Genomic DNA, 22,000 nt, shown 5'->3' with positions numbered 1-22,000 from the left:
GAAAACCCCATGAATGCAAAAGTCTGGCTGGTGGGCGCAGGTCCTGGTGATCCCGAATTGCTGACCCTCAAAGCGGTACGCGCCTTGCGCGAGGCCGATGTGGTGCTGATCGATGATCTGGTCAACGACGCAGTGCTGGAACACTGTCCCGGTGCGCGCATTATTGCCGTGGGTAAACGCGGCGGCTGTCGTTCGACACCGCAGGCGTTTATCCATCGACTGATGCTGCGTTACGCCCGTCAGGGTAAGTGCGTGGTGCGGCTCAAGGGCGGCGACCCGTGCATTTTTGGCCGAGGTGGTGAAGAGGCGCAGTGGCTGCGCGAACGTGGCGTTGAGGTGGAACTGGTGAATGGCATCACCGCCGGGCTGGCCGGGGCGACACAGTGCGATATTCCGCTGACGCTGCGCGGTGTGGCGCGGGGTGTGACCCTAGTGACTGCGCACACCCAGGACGACAGCCAATTGAATTGGCAGGCGCTGGCGCAAGGCGGGACGACGTTGGTGATCTATATGGGCGTGGCCAAATTGGGCGAGATTCGCGATCAGTTGTTGGCGGGTGGGATGGCGGCAGATACGCCGGTGGCAATGATCGAGAATGCGTCACTGCCGCAGCAGCGCGAATGCCGTAGCGATCTGACAGCGATGAGTGACGCTGCGTATGCGTTTGAATTGAAAAGCCCGGCCATTCTGGTGATCGGCGCGGTGGCAGCTGTTGCTGAAGAACAAAAGATCGCAGCCTGCGGCAGCTCCTACTTTGGATCTGCATCGGTCCTGTAGGAGCTGTCAAAGGCTGCGGCCTTTCAAAGCTTCAAAGCCAAATCGCAGACAAAGAAAAGCCCGGCCTAAGCCGGGCTTTTCTCGAAGCGGCAGCTAATTACTTAGCTTGAGCTTCAACTTCTGCTTCTACGCGACGGTTAACAGCGCGGCCAGCTTCAGTTTTGTTGTCAGCAACTGGGCGGGATTCGCCGTAGCCAACAGACTGAACGCGGGACGATTCAACACCGTACTGGTTGGTCAGAACTTGCTTAACGGCGTTTGCACGACGCTCGGACAGTTTCTGGTTGTAAGCGTCAGGACCGACGGAGTCAGTGTGACCTTCAACAGTAGTGGTGGTGGATGGGTACTGCTTCATGAAGTCAGCCAGGTTCTTGATGTCGCCGTAGCTGTTGGTTTTAACAACAGATTTGTCGAAATCGAACTTAACGTCCAGCTCAACACGAACAACTTCAGCAACTGCTGGGCAGCCGTCAGCGTCAACAGTTACGTTGGCTGGGGTGTCAGGGCACTTGTCAACGTTGTCGCAAACGCCGTCGTTGTCGCTGTCGGAGCAGACTTCAGCTGGTGCTGGAACTGGAGCAGCAGCAGGCTTGGAGCCGCCACCGAAGTTCACACCGATACCGACGCTAGGAGCCCACTCGGTGTCGCCCTGGTCGATGTTGTATTGAGCTTCAACGCCAGCACGGGCGTAGAAGTTATCGGTGAAGTACAGCTTGGCACCAGCGCCCAGGTTAGCGAAGGTAGAACGGTTACGACCGTTCGAACCGTTCTGGTCGATGCTCTGGTCGGAGAAACCGGCCGAGACGTATGGACGCAGCATGTCGCCTGGGTTGTTGAAGTGGTACAGAGCGTCCAGAGCGGTGTTAGCGCCTTTTACGTTCTTGCCGTCGTCAGCACGTACGTTGTGAACTTCGTCGTAGCCCAGACGCAGTTCAACGTCGTCGGTCAGGAAGTAACCGATCGAACCGCCGAACAGGTTGCCGTTGTTCTTGAAGTTACGAGCGCTGTCGAATTGTTCTTTCTTAGCGAAGCCTTCGATTTCAACTGCGCCTTGGCCTTGTGCCAGAGCGCCGAACGAAGTGGCGGCAATCAGAGAACCAATGGCCAAGCCCAAGGTGTTTTTCAGTTTCATCCGTTAAATCCCCATCTGGTGATTGTGAAGCAGTCCCGCAAACCGGGGGACAACTCGGCGGCAAGTCTATCAGAACTTGCCTACACGTAAGAGATATTTGCGCTGAACTAAGTTTCAGCAATGCCTGCAAATTTCTCACGCAATTTATCTAGAGCACGTTTGTAACGCATTTTTGTCGCACTCAAACCCATGTGCATGATGTCTGCGATCTCCTGAAATTCCAGCTCTGCGACAAATCGTAGCACCAGAATCTCGCGGTCGATCGGGTTCACATACACCAGCCAGCGATCAAGTCCGCCCTTCTCCTCGGGTTTTGGCGCCTTTTCTTCGGACGCTTCCTCGAGGGGGTCAAGACTCAATGCGTCCATCAAGCGACGCTTTCGCCGTTCCTTCCGATACTGCGTAATACATTCGTTGTACGTGATGCTGTATAGCCATGTCTTGAACTTCGATTTCCCCTCGAAGTTCTTCAGGCCGTACAGCACCTTTAACATGACTTCCTGACAGACATCGTCTGCGTCGCGATCGTTCCCAAGATATCTCGCACAAACGTTAAATAATGTTCGCTGGTAACGCCGCATCAGTTCTTCATAAGCGCGCGTTACGTGAAAAAGCTCGGTATGCGAGCGCGCGACCAACTCCTCATCAGAGAGCTCGCGGGGGTCGTAGCGCGTGGATAGCGTTTGGGCTTTATTCAAAACAAGTCGTGCCGACAGTCAGGTCAATGTCCACCGCAACCAGCATCAGCTGGCATTTTGCGGCGGCATACATTAGCAGGGTTTGCCGGATTAGCGGCTACTCACATGCTGTTCCAGCAGGATCCGATTGGAGAGAGAGACTAGCTCACCCTCATCGGTCAGCAATGTGGTTTTAACCGTGCCGATCTCTTCGATCTGGCCTTCGACCTCGCCAACACGCACTTGTTGCCCAACCTGATACAACTCACGCACATAGATTCCCGCAAGAATCTGACCGGCAATTTCCCGGCTTCCCAAGCCCATGGCCAGCGCAACGGCCAGACCAACGGTAATCAATACAATGACAATCACATGGTTCAGCAGGTCGGTCTTGACCTCGAGCTGACTGATCGCCACCGAGATGCTGATAATGATCACCAGCCCTTGAGCAATTCGCCCCAGCCCCGAAGCGTAGTCCAGGCCTACACCTTCTGCCGCCCCGCGCACCAGCCCGTTGGCCAGTTGCGCAAGTAAAACACCCACCAGCAACACCAGCGCGGCGCCGAATACTTTCGGCAAATACAGCGCCAACATATCCAGCGTAGCTGAAACTCGCTCAAGTCCAAGGGATTCTGCTGCAGAAACCAAAAATATCAGCAGAACGAACCAATAGACGATTTTGCCGATCAGGGTCGAGATCGGCACTTGCAGCCCGGCGCGCGACATCAATTTGGTCAAACCGGTACCGCCCATCAGGCGATCGAGGCCCAGTTTGGCGAGCAGTTTGGACAACAAGGTATCGAGCAGCTTGGCCACGACGAAACCCAACAGCAGCACGACCAGTGCGCCGAACAGGTTCGGAATGAAGTTGGCCACTTTGGTCCACAACGCAGTCATTGCAGTGACGAGGCTCTGGGTCCAGAGGTCGAGTTCCATATTCAATCAGCCTTATCAGCAGTGCGAGCGGTAGGTTTACGAAGACGGGAAACCGGCGAGACGTGGGCCGATCCGTTATTCAGGGCGATCATCAGCGCGGGCAGCCAGCGGCCCAGCAGGCTGAACAGATCACCGGCGCCGACCTGGCGGTTGGCGGTTTTGAGCACGCGGCCCAAGCAGGCATCGTCGTCGCGGCTGGACGGCGAAGCGTTGAGCATGTCGCGCAAAGACTGTTCAAACGGATCGTGCATACGCACCTCTCGTGATGTCTGTGAAAGACGCGGGCAGATTTGGTCGGGTCACATGCGCCATCGTCAGACCCAGCGCAAACGACGGAACAACCACCACTGACCGAAGGCCAGGGCGAGCACCGTCAAACAGGCGATCAGGAAACCATAAGGGCTGCTGGAGAATGGAATTCCACCCACATTTATACCCAGCAGACCGGTGATGAAACTCATCGGTAAAAAGATGCAGGTGATGATCCCGAAGCGATACATCGTGCGGTTCATGCGCTCGCTCAAGCGCCGATCTTCCGCCTCCAACACAAGCCCCACGCGCTCTCGGGTCAATTCGAGCTCTTCGAGATAGCGGGTCAGGCTGTTGTTCAATTCGTTCCAGTAATCGGCATCGTCATCGACGAACCACGGCATTTTGATCCGCGTCAGCTGACCGAAAATATCCCGCTGCGGTGCCAGGAAACGCTTCAGCCCGGCAGCCCTGCGTCGGATGTGCAAAATGGCGCCATGTTCGGGGGTATACCGTTCGTCGGCATCCATCTTTTCTTCTTCCTCATCGGCGATTTCCGAGAGGCAAGTGACCAGATCCTGCACCTTGTTGGTGAGGAACTGCGCCAGATAAAGAATGAGTTCAGAAGCCGTTTTCGGGCCTTTGCCGTCCGCCAATTGCGCCAGCAACTCATCAGTTGCACGCAGAGGACGCAAACGCAAAGAAATCACCCGCTGAGCGGAGGCGAAAATCCGCACCGAAACCATGTCTTCCGGCTCGGCACCTGGATTGAGATTGACTCCACGCAGGAACAGCAACAGCTCGGAATCCGGCAGAGGCAACAAACGCGGTCGCGTGTTCTCTTCCAGCAGCAAGTCGCAGGTGAATTCGTTGAGGCCACTGGATTTTCGCAGCCAGGTCTGGGTCTGCGGATGGCTGCGATCCCAATGCAGCCACAGGCTTTCGTGGGCCTGCAGCTGCAAATCGTCGAGCTCAGTCCGGACTATCGAACGCGCACCGCCTTTTCCATCCAGCACCAGGGCGTGCACCAGCCCCCATTGCGCGTTTTCTTCCTCGAACATCCGCATCCCTTTGTCGAAAAGCTTATTCAGGCATCTTCAGCGGGCTCGGCGAGATGATCACGCCGTTGTTGTCCGCATAAATGTATTGGCCCGGGTGGAACGTCACACCGGCGAAAGTCACCGGGACGTTGAGGTCGCCGATGCCGCGCTTATCGGTTTTCATTGGGTGGCTGGCCAGCGCCTGCACGCCCAGATCGGTCTGCGCAATAACGTCGACGTCACGGATGCAACCGTAGATCACCAGCCCTTCCCAACCGTTTTTCGAAGCTTTCTCGGCGAGCATGTCACCCAGCAGTGCACGACGCAGAGACCCGCCGCCATCGACCACCAGTACCTTGCCATTGCCCTTGAGGTCGACTTGTTCCTTGACCAGCGAGTTGTCTTCGAAACATTTGACGGTCACGATTTCGCCACCGAACGAATCACGGCCGCCGAAATTGCTGAACATCGGCTCCAGCACCTGCACCAGCTCCGGATAGGCGTCGCACAGGTCAGGCGTAAGGTAATGGTTCATCGAAAAACTCCTGTAACAAGGAAGACGATCAAGGATGACGCATTCTGTTGAGACGAGATCCGGCGGTCGCTGTTTACCTTAGTCCATCCCATGGTCGCTGAACGAACCTGAACAAACCCTGAAACGTAATCGCTAAACAGCCACCAAAAATGACCAGAACCGAACAATGCGTCATATCTTAGCCGCAAGCCAATCTGAACGAAATGCCCTTTTCAGTCTCAGCCGGCCGCCGCCAGATCCGGCTTCTCGCCCAGCAATGGTGTGCGCTGATCGGCCAGCCACCGCGCCACCAATGGCCACACCTCAGCCTGCGCGGCTTTGCTCACCAACATCTCGACATGGCCAAAATTATCGTTGAAGCCCTGCTCGCGGCCCAGGTTGATGAATTGTTTGTGCTCGGCGCCAATCTGCTCGAACAGTTTGCGACAGGCCCAGGCCGGATCCTGATGATCACCCGCCGCTGTCACCGCCAGCACCGGCACTTTGACGTCGGCCAAGCCAGCCCACCAATCCTTGTCCTTGTCGCCAAAGCGGCCGAACAAGCCGTACCAGCGCATGCTTTCGATGGCCAGACCGATTGGCTCATCTTCCGGGCCGCGCTTGAGGCGTGAACCGGACAATTGCGCGAAACGCTTGAGAATGAAGCGGCTGCTCCACTCCACCGGCGGGATCTTCAGCGGCCAGTAAGTACGACTGACTTGCGTGCCGAAGAACGCCGCCGAGGCCACGGCTGGCTCGCCGAGGTATTCGCCACCGAGCGCTGCGGCCAAGGTGATGCCGCCCAGCGAATGGCCGATCCAGTGCGGAATCTGCCCACTCTGTTCACGCACGAACGCGGCAATCGCCGGCAGATCGTAACGGGCATAATCGGCGACACGGTTGCGCCGATAGTCCTCGTTGCGCTGCGATAAGCCGTGGCCGCGCATCTCCGGAATCCACACGTCGAAACCCAGACGCGTCAGATACGCGCCCAGCCCCAGGCCTTTCGGTGAAAACCAGAAGCGCCGATTGGAAAAACTGCCGTGCAGCAAGATCACCGGCACGCCCCGCGGCGCCGAGTCATCGGCCATGCCCAGCCGGGTCACGGCGATTTCCACGGACCAGTCGGGGCTGTTGCCGGGTTTCAAACGATAAACGTCTTCGCTCAGATCACCACGCCGTTCGGCGCTGATCAGGGCGACAGGAAATAGGTTGCTGCTGCTTTGCATAATGCTCTTGCACAAAAAAGGGCGGCATCCGAAGGCGCTCGCCCTACTTCAATCTCAAAGCCCACTCCCACCAGGGAGCGGGCCGTTCACATACCGATCAGGCCGGCGCTTGGCCTTCCGCCAGGAAGAACCAGGTTTCCAGCACGGTGTCCGGGTTCAGCGACACGCTTTCGATGCCCTGCTCCATCAGCCACTTGGCCAGATCCGGGTGGTCGGACGGGCCCTGACCGCAGATACCGATGTACTTGCCGGCCTTGTTGCACGCGGCAATCGCGTTGGCCAGAAGCTTCTTGACCGCCGGATTACGCTCGTCGAACAGGTGCGCGATGATCCCCGAATCGCGGTCCAGACCCAGTGTCAGCTGCGTCAGGTCGTTGGAGCCGATCGAGAAACCGTCGAAGAATTCGAGGAATTCTTCAGCAAGGATCGCGTTGGAAGGCAGTTCGCACATCATGATCACGCGCAGACCGTTTTCGCCGCGCTTCAAGCCGTTTTCGGCGAGCAGATCGACCACCTGGCTGGCTTCGCCGAGGGTACGGACGAACGGCACCATGATTTCGACGTTGGTCAGGCCCATCTCGTTGCGCACACGTTTCAGCGCGCGGCATTCGAGTTCGAAGCAGTCACGGAACGACTCGCTGATGTAACGCGAAGCGCCACGGAAGCCCAGCATCGGGTTCTCTTCTTCCGGCTCGTACAGCTTGCCGCCGATCAGGTTGGCGTATTCGTTGGACTTGAAGTCCGACAGACGCACGATGACTTTCTTCGGCGCGAACGCGGCAGCGAGGGTGCTGATGCCTTCAACCAGTTTCTCGACGTAGAAACCGACCGGATCGTCGTAACCGGCGATGCGCTTGTCGACGCTTTCCTTGATTTCCTGCGGCAGACCGTCGTAGTTCAACAGCGCTTTCGGGTGAACGCCGATCATGCGGTTGATGATGAATTCCAGACGGGCCAGGCCCACACCGGCGTTCGGCAGTTGCGCGAAGTCGAAGGCGCGGTCCGGGTTGCCGACGTTCATCATGATCTTGAACGGCAGCTCCGGCATGGCGTCGACGGAGTTCTTCTTGATGTCGAAGCCCAGTTCGCCTTCGAAGATGTAACCGGTGTCGCCTTCGGCGCACGAAACGGTCACACCCTGGCCATCCTTCAGCAGCTGGGTGGCGTTGCCGCAACCGACGACTGCCGGAATGCCCAGCTCACGAGCGATGATCGCTGCGTGGCAGGTACGCCCGCCACGGTTGGTGACGATGGCGCTGGCGCGCTTCATGACCGGTTCCCAGTCCGGGTCGGTCATGTCGGAAACGAGCACGTCGCCCGGCTGGACTTTGTCCATCTCGGAGACGTCTTTGATGATGCGCACTTTACCGGCGCCGATGCGCTGGCCGATCGCACGACCTTCAACCAGCACGGTGCCGGTTTCTTTCAGCAGGTAACGTTCCATGACGTTGGCCTGAGTGCGGCTTTTCACGGTTTCCGGACGGGCCTGCACGATGTACAGCTTGCCGTCGTCACCGTCCTTGGCCCACTCGATGTCCATCGGGCAGCCGTAGTGTTTCTCGATGATCATCGCTTGCTTGGCCAGTTCGCTGACCTCAGCGTCGCTCAGGCAGAAACGCGCGCGATCAGCCTTGTCGACATCGACGGTCTTGACCGAACGACCGGCCTTGGCTTCGTCGCCGTAGATCATCTTGATGGCTTTGCTGCCCAGGTTGCGACGCAGGATCGCCGGACGACCGGCCTCCAGCGTGCCCTTGTGCACATAGAACTCGTCCGGGTTGACCGCGCCTTGTACGACGGTTTCGCCGAGGCCGTAGGCGCCGGTGATGAACACTACGTCACGGAAGCCGGATTCGGTATCGAGGGTGAACATCACGCCGGCGGTGCCGGTTTCCGAACGCACCATGCGCTGCACGCCAGCCGACAGGGCGACCAGTTTGTGGTCGAAGCCCTGGTGCACGCGGTAGGAAATCGCACGGTCATTGAACAGCGAAGCGAACACCTCTTTGGCGGCGCGGATAACGTTTTCCACACCACGGATGTTCAGGAAGGTTTCCTGCTGACCGGCGAACGAAGCGTCCGGCAGGTCTTCGGCGGTGGCGGAAGAACGCACGGCCACGGCCACGTCAGGGTTGCCGGCCGACAGCGCGGCGAACGCGGTGCGGATTTCGGCATTCAGTTTTTCGGGGAATTCGGCTTCCATGATCCATTGACGGATCTGTGCGCCGGTCTTGGCCAGGGCGTTGACGTCGTCAACGTCGAGCGCGTCGAGGGCCTGGTGAATCTGGTCGTTGAGGCCGCTCAGTTCGAGGAAGTCGCGATAGGCCTGGGCGGTGGTGGCAAAGCCGCCAGGGACCGACACACCGGCGCCTGCCAGGTTGCTGATCATCTCGCCCAGGGATGCGTTCTTGCCCCCCACATGCTCAACATCGTGTTTGCCGAGCTTATCGAGGGAAACTACGTACTCTACCAAGGTGATCTCTCCACTAACTGTGTTGGAAAAGCTCAGAAACCGGCTGCTCGGGGGAGCGTTGGCCGGTTGTATGGCCTGGACCTGGAAAATAAGTGAGAATGCGGGCCAATCGCGGCCGACAAATCGCGCCTATCATATCCAGAAATGCTCATTAGCTTAAGGCCCAAGGTGCAAATGAAACGATCTGCTTTCTTTATCTCCGATGGCACCGGCATCACCGCCGAAACCCTGGGTCAAAGCCTTCTGGCGCAGTTCGAAAACATTACCTTCAGCAAATTCACGCGACCGTACATCGACAGCGTTGAAAAAGCGCGGGCCATGGTACAACAAATCAACAAAGCCGCCGAAACCGACGGCTTTCGCCCGATCATCTTCGATACCATCGTCAATCAGGACATCCGTGAGATTCTCGCAACGTCCAATGGTTTCATGATCGACATTTTCTCGACCTTCCTCGCCCCGCTGGAGCAGGAGCTGACCGAGCATTCTTCCTACACCGTCGGCAAGTCCCATTCGATCGGGCACAACTCCAATTATATGGAGCGTATCGAGGCGGTGAACTTCGCCCTCGACAACGACGACGGTGCGCGCACGCACTATTACGACAAAGCCGATCTGATACTAGTGGGCGTGTCGCGATGCGGCAAAACACCGACGTGTCTGTACATGGCGATGCAGTTCGGCATCCGCGCGGCCAACTATCCGCTGACCGAAGACGACATGGAGCGTCTGACCCTGCCAGCCGCCCTGCGCGCCCATCAGCACAAGCTGTTCGGCCTGACCATCGACCCGGACCGCCTCACCGCGATCCGCAACGAACGCAAACCCAACAGCCGTTATTCGAGCTACGCCCAGTGCGAGTTCGAAGTGCGCGAAGTGGAGAATCTGTTCCGCCGCGAGAACATTCCCAACATCAACTCCACGCATTTTTCGGTGGAAGAGATTTCGGCGAAGATTTTGGTGGAGAAAGGTGTCGAGCGGCGGTTCAAGTAGTGATGTTTTGCCTGGGCTGGCCCCATCGCTAGCAGGGCTAGCTCCCACAGGTTGACCGGGTTCCTTCAGTTGGAATGCGCTCGAATGTGGGAGCTAGCCCTGCTAGCGATTGAACGATTACACGGTCTCAGTCAGTGCCCGCGCCAAAGCTGCGAAACCGCCGAGCAACAACCGATCATCCCCCACCGCATTACACACACTCACCCGAATAAACTGCGGCACCGCTGCATGCCCGACCGCAAATGCCTCAGCGGTGGCGACCAGATAATTGTTTTCCTTCAATTCCGCTGCGATCTGCGACGCCCGCCACAGCTCGGGGACTTCCACCCAGAAGTGCGGACTAAAGGCGTGAGTGTTGTAGTTCAATCCCGCCAGCACCGGCGAGACCAACGCCTTGCGCCGACCGATTTCGCTGATCTGCTCATCCAGCAATCGCGCGGCCAGGCCGTTTTCGATCCACAGGCTCGCGATTTCCATCGACAGTGGATTGGCCATCCAGCACGTGCTGCGAATGGCTGAACCGATGCGCCCGATCAACGCTTGCGGCGCGTGGAGATAGCCGACGCGCAAGCCCGCAGAAACGGCTTTGCTCAAACTGCCGATCAGTATCGAACGCTCCGGCGCGAAATGACTCAGCGGCAACGGGCGCTGGCGATCCAGCACTGCATGGGCTTCGTCTTCAATAATCAGCAGATTGTGCTGGCGGCAGACATCGGCAATCGCCTCGCGCCGTGGGACAGACATCACCGCCGCCGTAGGATTCTGGATCGTCGGCGTGCAATACAGCGCCGAAACGCGATGCTGACGGCAGATATCCTCCAGCGCTGACGGCAAAAGTCCTTCGTCATCCATCGCTGCGCCAAGCAGTTTTATCCCGAGCTGACGAGCGACACTGATCAAACCGGGGTAGGACAAATGCTCGGTGACCAGTGTGTCGCCGGCCTTGAGCAGCCCCATCAACGCGCACAGCAAACCATGCTGACCACCGTTGACGCACAGCACCTGATCGGCATGTGGCACGAATTCGCCATGGCTCAGCCAGACCGCCCCCGCCACACGATGCCGCGCCATCCCGGCCTCGGCGGTGTACCCACTCAATTGCTGCAGGACGCCCGGCTCGTTCGCCAGATCCAGCAGGCTTTGACGCATGAATTCGGCTTCCTGTCCGGGCATCGGCTGATTCCGACTCATGTCCAGGCACGTGGACGGCTCATCGCTGACATTGCGAAAGCCTTTGTCCTGCGGCCGATCCATACCGCGCTGACGCACGTAAGTGCCATCGCCTACACGGGCGACGACCAATCCCACACGTTCCAGCTCACCGTAGGCACGGCTGATCGTGCCGATAGTCACGCCGAGGCTGTCGGCCAATAGTCGATGAGGCGGTAACTTGCCGCCAGCCTCGATTACACCCTCCTCGATGGCCTGCGCGACGCCATTGGCAAGGCGTTTGTATTTCACGCCCAAGCCATTGCTGAGTCCGTCACGGAGGATTGACACCATGGCAATACTTACTTTGACAGTCATTCTCGCCCCGAATAGCGTGCTGGAAACAGGTTCAATCAGAAATAGACCGTTTCCCCGATCAGGTCAATTTCAACGTTCGGAGCACGCACATCATGTCGACCGCCGTCAGTACACCGATGCCCCTCGGCAAACCCTGGCTCGCGGGGCTGCTCACCAGCGCCTTGTTTCTGATCGTCTGCCTGAGTTGGGGCACGACGTGGCTGGGGATCAAGATTGCCGTGGAAAGCGTGCCGCCCCTGACGGCTGCCGGACTGCGCTTTCTCATCGCGTTTCCGCTGTTTCTGAGTTTCGCGTTGTTGCGCAAGGAACCGCTGCTGTTTCCCCAGCAAAGCCGCTGGTTTTTCGTGTTCGTCACGCTGTCGTATTTCAGCCTGCCCTACTACTTGCTCAACTACGGCGAAATGCACGTTTCGTCCGGTCTGACTGCGTTGCTGTTCAGTTGCATGCCGGTATTTATCCTGATCTTTTCCGCGCTGTTTCTGCGCGAGAAAATCTACCCGTCACAAATGCTCGGCATCGCGATTGGTTTCGGAAGTCTGTTCATGATTATTCGCAGTCAGGGTTTGCATCTGGATCAGGCCGAATGGCTAGGAGTGCTGGCGATCCTCTGTGCAGCCGTGATGCATGCGCTGTGCTACGTGGTGACAAAAAAACAAGGCAGTGCGATCAGCGTGATCACTTACAACACATTGCCGATCGGCATTGCCGGCGCGATGTTATTTATTGTCGGGTTAAGCGTTGAAGCGCCGGTTTTTCAGGACATCACGACGCGCTCATGGGGTGCCCTGCTCTATCTCGGGCTGGTGGCGTCGGTCGGTGGATTCATCGTTTACTTTTTGCTGCTGAAACGCCTGAGCCCGATCATTCTGTCGTTCGTGTTCATCATTTTCCCGGTGTTCGCCGTGATCATCGGCGCCTGGTACGAGGGACAAACCCTGTCCCGGGAGCTGATGATCTATTCGGCGATTTTGTTGAGCGGTTTTGCGATCACTAAATTGCCCATCGAAAAATGGCGCAAACCTTCCATGTAGGAGCGTGTTTGTACCTTCAGATCACGAACAGGTCGACGAAGCGGTTGACCGGCGTGGCTTCAAGTCGCGCCTGATCCTTGCACAACACAAAGATTTCGCCACAGCGCTGGCCGGTGAAACGCGTGGCCAGGTTGGCTTTGAACTTGTCCTCCAGCAGCGGAATACCCTCGGCACGGCGGCGACGATGACCGATCGGGTATTCCACCACGACATTGTCGGTGCTGCTGCCATCCTTGAAAAACACCTGTACGGCGTTGGCAATCGAGCGTTTTTCGGGCTCCAGGTATTCGCGGGTGAAACGCGGCTCTTCGACGATGATCATTTTCTCGCGCAGCACATCGATGATCGGATGCGCCCGGTGGAAATCATCTTCGTACTGCTCGGCAACCAGATTGCCGAAGGCCAAGGGCACGGCGGTCATGTACTGGATGCAGTGGTCGCGGTCAGCCGCATTGGCCAGTGGCCCGACCTTGGAAATGATGCGAATCGCCGATTCGTGGGTGGTGATCAGGATGCGGTCGATTTCATGCAGACGGTTGCGCACTTGCAGGTGCAGGGTCACCGCCGCTTCGCAAGCCGTTTGCGCGTGGAATTCGGCGGGGAAGCTGATCTTGAACAGCACGTTTTCCATCACGTAACTACCGAATGGCCGCGAGAAACTGAAAGCGCGTTTGTCTTCGGGTTTCAACGCCAGATCGCTGTTGGTGTGGCTGAACAACACGTCATAGAAACCCCACTGCTTCGCGGTTAACACGCCGGGAATGCCCATCTCGCCACGCATCGCAATGTCAGCCAGCCGCACACCACGGCTCGACGCGTCCCCCGCTGCCCAGGATTTTCGCGAGCCGGCATTCGGCGCATGACGATAAGTGCGCAGGGCCTGGCCATCGGCAAACGCGTGGGACAACGCCGTCAACAGTTGCTCGCGATTGGCGCCCATCAGTTTGGCGGTGACGGCGGTTGAGGCGACTTTCACCAGAATGACGTGATCGAGTCCTACACGATTGAAGGAGTTTTCCAGGGCAACCACGCCTTGAATCTCGTGGGCCATGATCATTGCTTCCAGCACATCGCGAATGGTCAGCGGCGCTTCACCGTTGGCCACGCGTTTTTGCGACAAGTGATCCGCCACCGCGAGAATCCCGCCGAGGTTGTCCGAGGGATGACCCCACTCGGCGGCGAGCCAGGTGTCGTTGTAGTCGAGCCAGCGGACGATGCAGCCGATGTCCCAGGCGGCCTTGACCGGGTCGAGGCGAAAGGACGTGCCGGGGACGCGTGCGCCAAACGGCACGACGGTGCCTTCGACCATCGGGCCAAGGTGCTTGGTGCATTCAGGGAAACGCAATGCCAGCAGGCCACAGCCCAGTGTGTCCATCAGGCAGTTGCGGGCGGTGTCGAGGGCTTCGGCAGATTCGGTTTTGAAGGTGAGGACGTAGTCGGCGATGTCCTGCAGGACACGGTCGTAGTCGGGGCGTTTGTTCAGGTCGACGTTGGCGCTCATGTTCGATTCACTCGTGAAGTGGTTCGTTGATGGGACCTCGGTTCAGGGCTAACTTTTTCTAATTGTTGGAACACATTCCCCTGTAGGAGTGAGCCTGCTCGCGATGGCGGTGTGTCAGACAACATTGTGCTGAATGCCAGTCCGGCATCGCGAGCAGGCTCGCTCCTACAGTCTTGTTCGGTGTTGTATCAGTAAGAATCACCGGGGATGCGCACGTAACCTTCCATGAGGACACGCGCACTACGGCTCATGATCGCTTTTTTGACGATCCACTCGCCGTTTTCCAGACTGGCTTCAGCGCCAACGCGCAACGTCCCGGACGGATGCCCGAAACGCACAGCGCTGCGTTCAACACCGCCGGCCGCGAGGTTCACCAACGTGCCGGAAATAGCCGCCGCCGTACCAATCGCCACCGCCGCCGTGCCCATCATCGCGTGGTGCAACTTGCCCATCGACAAGGCGCGCACCAGCAAATCCACGTCACCGGCGCCAACTGCTTTGCCGCTGGACGCCACGTAATTCGCAGGCTTGGCGACAAATGCGACTTTCGGTGTGTGCTGCCGTTTCGCTGCTTCGTCGAGATGGGAAATCAGGCCCATGCGCAGCGCGCCGTAAGCACGAATGGTCTCGAACATCTGCAGCGCTTTCGGATCGCTGTTGATCGCGCTTTGCAGCTCGGTGCCGGTGTAACCGATGTCTGCGGCGTTGACGAAAATCGTCGGAATGCCGGCGTTGATCATGGTCGCCTTGAACGTGCCAACACCCGGCACTTGCAGTTCATCGACCAAGTTGCCGGTAGGGAACATCGAGCCACCGCCGCCCTCTTCTTCCGCCGCTGGGTCCATGAATTCGACTTGCACTTCGGCCGCCGGAAAGGTCACGCCGTCGAGTTCGAAATCACCGGTCTCCTGCACTTCGCCATTGGTGATTGGCACGTGAGCAATAATGGTTTTGCCGATGTTGGCCTGCCACACGCGAACCACGGCGACACCGTTGTGCGGAATGCAGCTGGCATCTACCAGACCGTTGCTGATGGCGAACGAACCGACCGCGGCCGAGAGGTTGCCGCAGTTGCCGCTCCAGTCTACGAATGGCTTGTCGATGGAGACCTGACCGAACAGGTAATCGACGTCGTGATCGGCCTGGGTGCTTTTCGACAGGATCACGGTTTTGCTGGTGCTCGACGTAGCGCCGCCCATGCCGTCGATCTGCTTGTCGTAAGGGTCGGGGCTGCCAATGACGCGCAGCAATAAAGCGTCGCGAACCGGGCCGGCAACCTGCGCCGCTTCGGGCAGATCCTTGAGGCTGAAGAACACGCCTTTGCTGGTGCCGCCGCGCATGTAGGTGGCGGGAATTTTGATTTGTGGTGCGTGAGCCATGTGTGCTCCTTCAAAGCGACCAAAGGACTCATCATCCTTTGATCGCTTAATTTTTTTAAACGGCAACCGCCGACTCTTCAAGGAAGTCCTGCGCGAAGCGCTGCAACACGCCGCCGGCCTCGTAGATCGACACTTCTTCAGCGGTATCCAGTCGGCAAGTCACCGGCACATCAACGCGTTCACCGTTCTTGCGGTGGATCACTAGCGTCAGATCCGCGCGCGGTTTGCGCTCGCCGATCACGTCGTAGGTTTCGCTGCCGTCAATTGCCAAGGTATGACGGTCGGTGCCCGGTTTGAACTCCAGCGGCAACACGCCCATGCCCACCAGGTTGGTACGGTGAATGCGCTCGAAACCTTCAGCGGCAATCGCCTCGACACCGGCCAGACGCACGCCTTTCGCCGCCCAGTCGCGGGACGAACCCTGACCGTAATCGGCGCCGGCGATGATGATCAGCGGCTGCTTGCGTTCCATGTAGGTTTCGATGGCTTCCCACATGCGCATGACCTTGCCTTCCGGCTCGACACGCGCCAGCGAACCCTGTTTGACCTTGCCGTTTTCCACGACCATTTCGTTGAACAGTTTCGGGTTGGCGAAAGTGGCGCGCTGTGCAGTCAAGTGGTCGCCACGGTGGGTGGCGTAGGAGTTGAAGTCCTCCTCCGGCAGGCCCATTTTCGCCAGGTATTCGCCAGCGGCGCTGTCGAGCATGATCGCGTTCGATGGCGACAGGTGATCGGTGGTGATGTTGTCCGGCAGCACCGCCAACGGGCGCATGCCCTTGAGCGGACGAGCGCCGGCCAGCGCGCCTTCCCAGTACGGCGGACGGCGGATGTAGGTGCTCATCTCGCGCCAGTCGTACAGCGGCGTAACCTTCGGGCCGGTGTCTTCGTGGACGGCGAACATCGGAATGTAGACCTGACGGAACTGCTCAGGCTTGACCGAAGATTTCACCACCGAGTCGATTTCTTCGTCGCTCGGCCAGATGTCTTTGAGGCGGATTTCCTTGCCGTCGACCACGCCCAACACGTCCTTCTCGATATCGAAACGGATGGTCCCGGCGATGGCGTAAGCGACCACCAGCGGCGGCGACGCGAGGAACGCTTGCTTGGCGTACGGGTGGATGCGGCCGTCGAAGTTGCGGTTGCCCGAAAGCACGGCGGTGGCATACAGATCACGGTCGATGATCTCTTGCTGGATCACCGGATCAAGCGCGCCGGACATGCCGTTGCAAGTGGTGCAAGCGAACGCGACGACGCCAAAACCGAGCTGCTCCAGCTCAGTGGTCAGCCCCGCTTCGTCGAGGTACAGCGCCACGGTTTTCGAGCCCGGCGCCAGCGACGATTTCACCCAAGGTTTGCGCGTCAGGCCGAGCTTGTTGGCGTTGCGCGCCAGCAGGCCGGCGGCGATCACGTTGCGCGGGTTGCTGGTGTTGGTGCAACTGGTGATGGCGGCGATGATCACCGCGCCGTCAGGCATTTGCCCCGGCACGTCATCCCACTGGCCGGAGATACCTTTGGCCGCCAGATCCGACACCGCAACGCGCGCGTGCGGGTTGCTCGGGCCGGCCATGTTGCGCACCACCGAGGACAAGTCGAAGGTCAGACCGCGCTCGTATTGCGCGCCTTTCAGACTGTCGGCCCACAGGCCGGTGAGCTTGGCGTATTGCTCGACGAGCTGCACTTGCTGGTCTTCACGACCAGTGAGTTTCAGGTAATCAATGGTCTGCTGGTCGATGTAGAACATCGCCGCCGTGGCGCCGTATTCCGGGGCCATGTTGGAAATGGTTGCGCGGTCGCCGAGGGTCAGCGCCGCTGCGCCTTCGCCGAAGAACTCCAGCCACGCGCCAACGACTTTCTGCTTGCGCAGGTATTCGGTCAGCGCCAGCACCATGTCGGTGGCGGTGATGCCCGGTTGCAGCTTGCCGGTCAGTTCGACGCCGACGCTTTCCGGCAGGCGCATCCACGACGCGCGACCAAGCATCACGCTCTCCGCTTCGAGGCCGCCGACACCAATGGCGATCACGCCCAAGGCGTCGACGTGCGGCGTGTGGCTGTCGGTGCCGACGCAGGTGTCGGGGAACGCGACGCCCTCGCGCACCTGAATCACCGGCGACATTTTCTCCAGGTTGATCTGGTGCATGATGCCGTTGCCTGGCGGGATCACGTCGACGTTCTTGAAGGCCTTTTTCGTCCAGTTGATGAAGTGAAAACGGTCTTCGTTGCGACGGTCTTCGATGGCGCGGTTTTTCTCGAACGCCTGCGCATCGAAACCACCGGCCTCAACAGCCAGCGAGTGGTCGACGATCAGTTGCGTCGGCACCACCGGGTTGACCTGCGCCGGGTCTCCGCCCTGCAACGCAATCGCATCACGCAGGCCAGCGAGGTCGACCAGCGCGGTCTGGCCGAGAATGTCGTGGCAGACCACACGCGCCGGGAACCACGGGAAATCGAGGTCGCGTTTGCGTTCTATCAGTTGCTTAAGGGAATCGGTGAGCGTGGCCGGGTCGCAGCGACGCACAAGGTTTTCCGCCAGCACGCGGGAGGTGTACGGCAGAGTGTCGTAACTGCCGGACTGGATGGCTTCGACAGCCGCGCGGGCGTCGAAATAATCCAGAGGACTGCCGGGCAGCGTTTTGCGGAATTCTGTGTTCATCGGGTCAGGACTCGGGTCACGGTGGTTGCAAAGGGTGGGCCGGGCACCGACCTCGAAATTCACACTCAACCCTGTGGGAGCTGGCTTGCCAGCGATAGCGGTGGGTCAGTCGACATCAATGTTGGATGTGACTCAGTCATCGCTGGCAAGCCAGCTCCCACAGGGCCTTCGGTGAATCTCGGATCAGCGGTTGGCCCTCACCATTTCAGCGACGTTCGATTGGCACGAACTTGCGCTGTTCGACGCCGACATACTCGGCGCTTGGGCGGATGATGCGGTTGTTGGCGCGCTGTTCGAACACGTGCGCAGCCCAGCCAGTCAGGCGCGAGCAAACGAAGATCGGCGTGAACAGCTTGGTCGGGATGCCCATGAAGTGGTACGCCGAGGCATGGTAGAAATCGGCGTTGGGAAAGAGTTTCTTCTGCTCCCACATGGTCTTGTCGATGGCTTCGGAAACCGGGAACAGCACCTTGTCACCGACTTCATCGGCGAGCTTTTTCGCCCAACCTTTGATCACTTCGTTGCGCGGGTCGCTGTCCTTATAGATCGCGTGGCCGAAGCCCATGATCTTGTCCTTGCGCTCAAGCATGCCGAGGGTGCCTTTGATAGCGTCTTCGGGCGACGAGAAGCGCTCGATCATTTCCATTGCCGCTTCGTTGGCACCACCGTGCAACGGGCCGCGCAGCGAACCGATGGCTGCAGTCACGCAGGAATACAGGTCGGACAGGGTCGAGGCGCAAACCCGCGCGGTGAAAGTCGAAGCGTTGAATTCGTGCTCGGCGTAGAGGATCAGCGAGACGTTCATCACTTTGACGTGCAGTTCGCTTGGCTTCTTGTCGTGCAAGAGGTGCAGGAAGTGGCCACCGATGGTCGGCTCGTCGCTCACGCAGTTGATGCGTTTGCCGTCGTGGCTGAAGCGATACCAGTAGCACATGATCGCCGGGAACGCGGCGAGCAAGCGGTCAGTCTTGTCGCGCTGCTCGGAGAAATCTTTCTCCGGCTCGATGTTGCCGAGGAACGAGCAACCGGTGCGCATCACGTCCATCGGGTGGGCGTCGGCGGGGATGCGTTCGAGCACTTCTTTCAGCGCTTGCGGCAGGTCACGCAGCTTGCTCAGCTTGCCTTGGTATTCGTCGAGTTGCGCTTGAGTCGGCAGCTCGCCGTAGAGCAGCAGGTACGCGACTTCTTCAAATTGCGCATCGGCTGCGAGTTCGCGCACGTCGTAGCCGCGATAGGTCAGCCCGGCACCGGCCTGGCCCACGGTGGACAGTGCGGTTTGCCCGGCAACCTGGCCACGGAGCCCGGCGCCACTGAGTACTTTTGCTTCGGCCATGTCTATCTCCAATCTTGAATTTGTTAGGGAGTGTGGCTAAGAGATCGCAGCCTCGTTGCACTCGTCAGCTCCTACAGGGATCTATGTAGGAGCTGCCGCAGGCTGCGATCTTTTGATCTTTATTTCTTCGCCGCAAACAACGCATCGAGCTTCTGCTCGAAGGTGTGGTAATCGATGCGATCGTAGAGCTCCATGCGAGTCTGCATGGTGTCGATGACATTCTGCTGCGTGCCGTCGCGGCGGATCGCGGTGTAGACGTTTTCCGCAGCCTTGTTCATCGCACGGAATGCCGACAGCGGATACAGCACCAGCGAAACATCGGCGCCGGCCAGTTGCTCGGTGGTGTACAGCGGCGTCGAGCCGAACTCGGTGATGTTGGCCAGAATCGGCGCTTTCACACGGTTGGCGAACAGCTTGTACATCTCCAGTTCGGTGATGGCTTCCGGGAAGATCATGTCGGCGCCGGCCTCGATGCACGCGGCAGCGCGATCGAGTGCCGATTCCAGACCTTCCACCGCCAGCGCATCGGTGCGCGCCATGATCACGAAGCTGTCATCGGTGCGCGCATCGACCGCAGCCTTGATGCGGTCGACCATTTCCTGCTGACTGACGATCTCTTTATTAGGACGGTGGCCGCAGCGCTTGGCCCCAACCTGATCTTCAATGTGAATCGCCGCCGCGCCGAACTTGATCATCGACTTGACGGTGCGCGCCACGTTGAACGCCGACGAACCGAACCCGGTGTCCACATCGACCAGCAGCGGCAGATCGCAGACATCGGTGATACGGCGTACGTCGGTGAGCACATCATCCAGGCCGGTAATGCCCAGATCCGGCACGCCGAGGGAGCCTGCGGCCACCCCGCCACCGGACAGGTAGATCGCCTTGAAACCGGCGCGCTTGGCCAGCAGCGCGTGGTTGGCGTTGATCGCGCCGACCACCTGCAATGGGTGCTCGCTGGCGACCGCATCGCGGAAACGCTGGCCTGGAGTGCTGTGCTTGGAACTCATGACTCACCTCGTTCAGTGGCTGTCTTATTGTGGGCGCCGTCCTGGTAATGACGGGCGATGTTGCGTTTCGAGGCGCCGATGTGACGGCGCATCAACAATTCCGCGAGTTCGCCGTCACGGTCGGCGATGGCATCGAGAATCCGGTGGTGTTCGGCAAAGGCCTGACGCGGGCGGTTCGGTGTGGTGGAAAACTGGATGCGGTACATGCGCACCAGTTGATACAACTCGCCGCAGAGCATTTGGGTCAGCGTACGGTTGCCGCTGCCCTGGATGATCCGGTAGTGGAAGTCGAAATCGCCTTCCTGTTGGTAATAACCCACGCCGGCCTGAAACGCCGCGTCACGCTCATGGGTTTCCAGCACCCGGCGCAGTTCGTCGATTTCTTCGACGCTCATGCGCTCGGCCGCCAGACGGCAGGCCATGCCTTCGAGGGATTCGCGGATTTCGTAGAGTTCGAGCAGTTCGGCATGGCTGAGCGAGACCACCCGCGCGCCGACGTGCGGCACGCGCACCAGTAGACGCTGACCTTCTAGACGATGGATCGCCTCACGCAACGGCCCACGGCTGATGCCGTAGGTGCGCGCCAGTTCCGGCTCGGAGATCTTGCTGCCGGGGGCGATCTCGCCCTTGACGATCGCGGCCTGAATGCGCCGGAAAACGTTTTCCGAAAGCGTCTCGGAATCGTCGCCGCTGATGACCGGGGGATCGAGTTGATCCAGCATGATTGTCGACACCTTTAAATCCAATGCGGCAAAAACTAGCCAATTCGCCTGCATCAGTCAAAGGATAAATAGACATTGTCGACAATCGTCTAATAACAGCTGCTGACATCCCCAAGGGTTATAGACCGGCTCGGGCGCTGGCGCCATAAAACCACCGTGCTAGAATGCCGCCCGCATTTGCTGGCCATTTGTACGGCTTGTCATAAAAAGCTGATAGGCACACGAAGGGCCTTGCGCAAGTTTTGCCAAGGACCTGAACCGAAAACGGAACGCTGCGCACCAGGATTTATGAGACTCAAGCCCTTCCCCACATTCTTTGCCCTGTTTTGCCTGCCCGGCCTTGCCGCCGCGGGGGAAAAAACCGTGTACGGCCTCAACGAATACGCTTCGCTTGACGGCATCAATCTGGAAGTCGCGGCCAAACTCGACACCGGCGCGAAAACCGCCTCGCTGAGTGCCCGCGACATCAAACGTTTCAAACGCAACGGCGAGTCCTGGGTACGTTTCTACCTGGCCATCGACGCCGCGCATTCGCACCCTATCGAACGGCCACTGGCCCGAGTGAGCAAGATCAAACGCCGTGCCGGCGACTACGACCCGGAAGAAGGCAAGAAGTACACCGCCCGTCCGGTGATCGAGCTGGATATCTGCATGGGCACAGCGCTGCGCAGCATCGAAGTGAACCTGACCGACCGAAGTGCGTTCCAATACCCGCTTTTGATTGGCTCCGAAGCGCTGAAACGCTTCGACGCGCTGGTCGACCCCAGTCTTAAATACGCTGCCGGCAAACCCGCCTGCACCATCGCCGCTCATACCGCCGAGTAATT

At 59.0% G+C, this 22,000-nt stretch carries 19 protein-coding genes; 4 read left to right on the top strand and 15 right to left on the bottom strand.

All coding sequences use genetic code 11. The features are described 5' to 3' along the window. Nucleotides 1–9: 9 nt before the first annotated feature. The gene (gene cobA / locus AC3Y64_RS09340) at nucleotides 10–777 is read left to right on the top strand and encodes a uroporphyrinogen-III C-methyltransferase (protein WP_489987202.1); all 768 of its coding nucleotides are present in this window, start codon (nucleotides 10–12) and stop codon (nucleotides 775–777) included. Nucleotides 778–874: 97 nt separating this feature from the next. Here the strand turns inward: cobA and AC3Y64_RS09335 are convergent, their stop codons facing one another. The 8 genes from AC3Y64_RS09335 to ppsA form a co-directional block, all read right to left on the bottom strand. Further along, a complete protein-coding gene (locus AC3Y64_RS09335) occupies nucleotides 875–1,909 on the bottom strand; it encodes an OmpA family protein (protein ID WP_489987201.1) in 1,035 nt (344 codons plus the stop codon). Between the two features lie 107 nt (nucleotides 1,910–2,016). Then, the gene (sigX, locus tag AC3Y64_RS09330; RefSeq protein ID WP_011333251.1) at nucleotides 2,017–2,607 is read right to left on the bottom strand and encodes an RNA polymerase sigma factor SigX; all 591 of its coding nucleotides are present in this window, start codon (nucleotides 2,605–2,607) and stop codon (nucleotides 2,017–2,019) included. A gap of 90 nt (nucleotides 2,608–2,697) precedes the next feature. Beyond that, the gene (locus tag AC3Y64_RS09325) at nucleotides 2,698–3,522 is read right to left on the bottom strand and encodes a mechanosensitive ion channel family protein (protein ID WP_007916401.1); all 825 of its coding nucleotides are present in this window, start codon (nucleotides 3,520–3,522) and stop codon (nucleotides 2,698–2,700) included. A gap of 2 nt (nucleotides 3,523–3,524) precedes the next feature. After that, nucleotides 3,525–3,773 (bottom strand): hypothetical protein, encoded by a 249-nt coding sequence (locus AC3Y64_RS09320; RefSeq protein WP_008076827.1) that lies wholly within the window; start codon nucleotides 3,771–3,773, stop codon nucleotides 3,525–3,527. Nucleotides 3,774–3,836: 63 nt separating this feature from the next. Then, a complete protein-coding gene (locus tag AC3Y64_RS09315; protein WP_489987200.1) occupies nucleotides 3,837–4,832 on the bottom strand; it encodes a zinc transporter ZntB in 996 nt (331 codons plus the stop codon). A 22-nt stretch (nucleotides 4,833–4,854) separates the two neighbouring features. Next, nucleotides 4,855–5,346 (bottom strand): ribonuclease E activity regulator RraA, encoded by a 492-nt coding sequence (rraA, locus tag AC3Y64_RS09310; protein WP_489987199.1) that lies wholly within the window; start codon nucleotides 5,344–5,346, stop codon nucleotides 4,855–4,857. Nucleotides 5,347–5,564: 218 nt separating this feature from the next. Continuing rightward, a complete protein-coding gene (locus AC3Y64_RS09305; protein WP_489987198.1) occupies nucleotides 5,565–6,554 on the bottom strand; it encodes an alpha/beta fold hydrolase in 990 nt (329 codons plus the stop codon). 97 nt (nucleotides 6,555–6,651) lie between these two features. Continuing rightward, nucleotides 6,652–9,027, bottom strand: a complete 2,376-nt coding sequence (ppsA, locus tag AC3Y64_RS09300) for a phosphoenolpyruvate synthase (RefSeq protein ID WP_127926486.1) — start codon at nucleotides 9,025–9,027, stop codon at nucleotides 6,652–6,654. A gap of 174 nt (nucleotides 9,028–9,201) precedes the next feature. Here ppsA and ppsR point away from each other — a divergent pair, with 174 nt between their 5' ends. After that, the gene (gene ppsR / locus AC3Y64_RS09295) at nucleotides 9,202–10,020 is read left to right on the top strand and encodes a posphoenolpyruvate synthetase regulatory kinase/phosphorylase PpsR (RefSeq protein WP_008076822.1); all 819 of its coding nucleotides are present in this window, start codon (nucleotides 9,202–9,204) and stop codon (nucleotides 10,018–10,020) included. Nucleotides 10,021–10,137: 117 nt separating this feature from the next. Here ppsR and AC3Y64_RS09290 read toward each other — a convergent pair whose 3' ends face one another. Next, nucleotides 10,138–11,547, bottom strand: a complete 1,410-nt coding sequence (locus AC3Y64_RS09290) for an aminotransferase-like domain-containing protein (protein WP_489987197.1) — start codon at nucleotides 11,545–11,547, stop codon at nucleotides 10,138–10,140. Nucleotides 11,548–11,663: 116 nt separating this feature from the next. Between AC3Y64_RS09290 and AC3Y64_RS09285 the strand changes: the two genes are divergently transcribed. Beyond that, a complete protein-coding gene (locus AC3Y64_RS09285) occupies nucleotides 11,664–12,578 on the top strand; it encodes a DMT family transporter (RefSeq protein ID WP_489987942.1) in 915 nt (304 codons plus the stop codon). A 16-nt stretch (nucleotides 12,579–12,594) separates the two neighbouring features. On the opposite strand, the gene prpD is transcribed toward AC3Y64_RS09285, so the two are convergent. The 6 genes from prpD to AC3Y64_RS09255 all read right to left on the bottom strand — a co-directional run bounded on the left by prpD (nucleotide 12,595) and on the right by AC3Y64_RS09255 (nucleotide 21,170). Beyond that, the gene (gene prpD / locus AC3Y64_RS09280; protein WP_489987196.1) at nucleotides 12,595–14,079 is read right to left on the bottom strand and encodes a 2-methylcitrate dehydratase; all 1,485 of its coding nucleotides are present in this window, start codon (nucleotides 14,077–14,079) and stop codon (nucleotides 12,595–12,597) included. A 188-nt stretch (nucleotides 14,080–14,267) separates the two neighbouring features. Beyond that, nucleotides 14,268–15,458 carry a 2-methylaconitate cis-trans isomerase PrpF gene (gene prpF, locus AC3Y64_RS09275; RefSeq protein WP_489987195.1) on the bottom strand — a complete coding sequence of 397 codons (1,191 nt, stop codon included), beginning with the start codon at nucleotides 15,456–15,458 and terminating at the stop codon, nucleotides 14,268–14,270. 55 nt (nucleotides 15,459–15,513) lie between these two features. Continuing rightward, nucleotides 15,514–18,108, bottom strand: a complete 2,595-nt coding sequence (gene acnD, locus AC3Y64_RS09270; protein ID WP_489987194.1) for a Fe/S-dependent 2-methylisocitrate dehydratase AcnD — start codon at nucleotides 18,106–18,108, stop codon at nucleotides 15,514–15,516. A gap of 205 nt (nucleotides 18,109–18,313) precedes the next feature. Continuing rightward, nucleotides 18,314–19,441, bottom strand: coding sequence for a bifunctional 2-methylcitrate synthase/citrate synthase (prpC, locus tag AC3Y64_RS09265; protein WP_463557429.1), 1,128 nt, complete (start codon nucleotides 19,439–19,441; stop codon nucleotides 18,314–18,316). A gap of 119 nt (nucleotides 19,442–19,560) precedes the next feature. Further along, nucleotides 19,561–20,451, bottom strand: coding sequence for a methylisocitrate lyase (gene prpB, locus AC3Y64_RS09260; RefSeq protein WP_007916432.1), 891 nt, complete (start codon nucleotides 20,449–20,451; stop codon nucleotides 19,561–19,563). Beyond that, nucleotides 20,448–21,170, bottom strand: coding sequence for a GntR family transcriptional regulator (locus AC3Y64_RS09255; protein WP_172828118.1), 723 nt, complete (start codon nucleotides 21,168–21,170; stop codon nucleotides 20,448–20,450). Before AC3Y64_RS09255 ends, prpB begins: the two co-directional genes overlap by 4 nt. Before the next feature lie 291 nt (nucleotides 21,171–21,461). Here AC3Y64_RS09255 and rloA point away from each other — a divergent pair, with 291 nt between their 5' ends. Beyond that, a complete protein-coding gene (gene rloA, locus AC3Y64_RS09250; RefSeq protein WP_008081000.1) occupies nucleotides 21,462–21,998 on the top strand; it encodes a retropepsin-like aspartic peptidase RloA in 537 nt (178 codons plus the stop codon). The last annotated feature ends 2 nt before the right edge of the window (nucleotides 21,999–22,000 follow it).

This window comes from Pseudomonas sp. 4CAES_32.4 (assembly GCF_058136335.1).
This window is presented reverse-complemented; position numbering and strand designations above follow the sequence as displayed.

Bases quoted from the DNA above. Each gene is read 5' to 3' on its own strand.
- cobA (WP_489987202.1), top strand. From the start codon at position 10: ATGAATGCAAAAGTCTGGCTGGTGGGCGCAGGTCCTGGTGATCCCGAA.
- AC3Y64_RS09335 (WP_489987201.1), bottom strand. From the start codon at position 1,909: ATGAAACTGAAAAACACCTTGGGCTTGGCCATTGGTTCTCTGATTGCC.
- AC3Y64_RS09325 (WP_007916401.1), bottom strand. From the start codon at position 3,522: ATGGAACTCGACCTCTGGACCCAGAGCCTCGTCACTGCAATGACTGCG.
- AC3Y64_RS09320 (WP_008076827.1), bottom strand. From the start codon at position 3,773: ATGCACGATCCGTTTGAACAGTCTTTGCGCGACATGCTCAACGCTTCG.
- AC3Y64_RS09315 (WP_489987200.1), bottom strand. From the start codon at position 4,832: ATGTTCGAGGAAGAAAACGCGCAATGGGGGCTGGTGCACGCCCTGGTG.
- rraA (WP_489987199.1), bottom strand. From the start codon at position 5,346: ATGAACCATTACCTTACGCCTGACCTGTGCGACGCCTATCCGGAGCTG.
- AC3Y64_RS09305 (WP_489987198.1), bottom strand. From the start codon at position 6,554: ATGCAAAGCAGCAGCAACCTATTTCCTGTCGCCCTGATCAGCGCCGAA.
- ppsR (WP_008076822.1), top strand. From the start codon at position 9,202: ATGAAACGATCTGCTTTCTTTATCTCCGATGGCACCGGCATCACCGCC.
- AC3Y64_RS09290 (WP_489987197.1), bottom strand. From the start codon at position 11,547: ATGACTGTCAAAGTAAGTATTGCCATGGTGTCAATCCTCCGTGACGGA.
- AC3Y64_RS09285 (WP_489987942.1), top strand. From the start codon at position 11,664: ATGCCCCTCGGCAAACCCTGGCTCGCGGGGCTGCTCACCAGCGCCTTG.
- prpD (WP_489987196.1), bottom strand. From the start codon at position 14,079: ATGAGCGCCAACGTCGACCTGAACAAACGCCCCGACTACGACCGTGTC.
- prpF (WP_489987195.1), bottom strand. From the start codon at position 15,458: ATGGCTCACGCACCACAAATCAAAATTCCCGCCACCTACATGCGCGGC.
- acnD (WP_489987194.1), bottom strand. From the start codon at position 18,108: ATGAACACAGAATTCCGCAAAACGCTGCCCGGCAGTCCTCTGGATTAT.
- prpC (WP_463557429.1), bottom strand. From the start codon at position 19,441: ATGGCCGAAGCAAAAGTACTCAGTGGCGCCGGGCTCCGTGGCCAGGTT.
- prpB (WP_007916432.1), bottom strand. From the start codon at position 20,451: ATGAGTTCCAAGCACAGCACTCCAGGCCAGCGTTTCCGCGATGCGGTC.
- rloA (WP_008081000.1), top strand. From the start codon at position 21,462: ATGAGACTCAAGCCCTTCCCCACATTCTTTGCCCTGTTTTGCCTGCCC.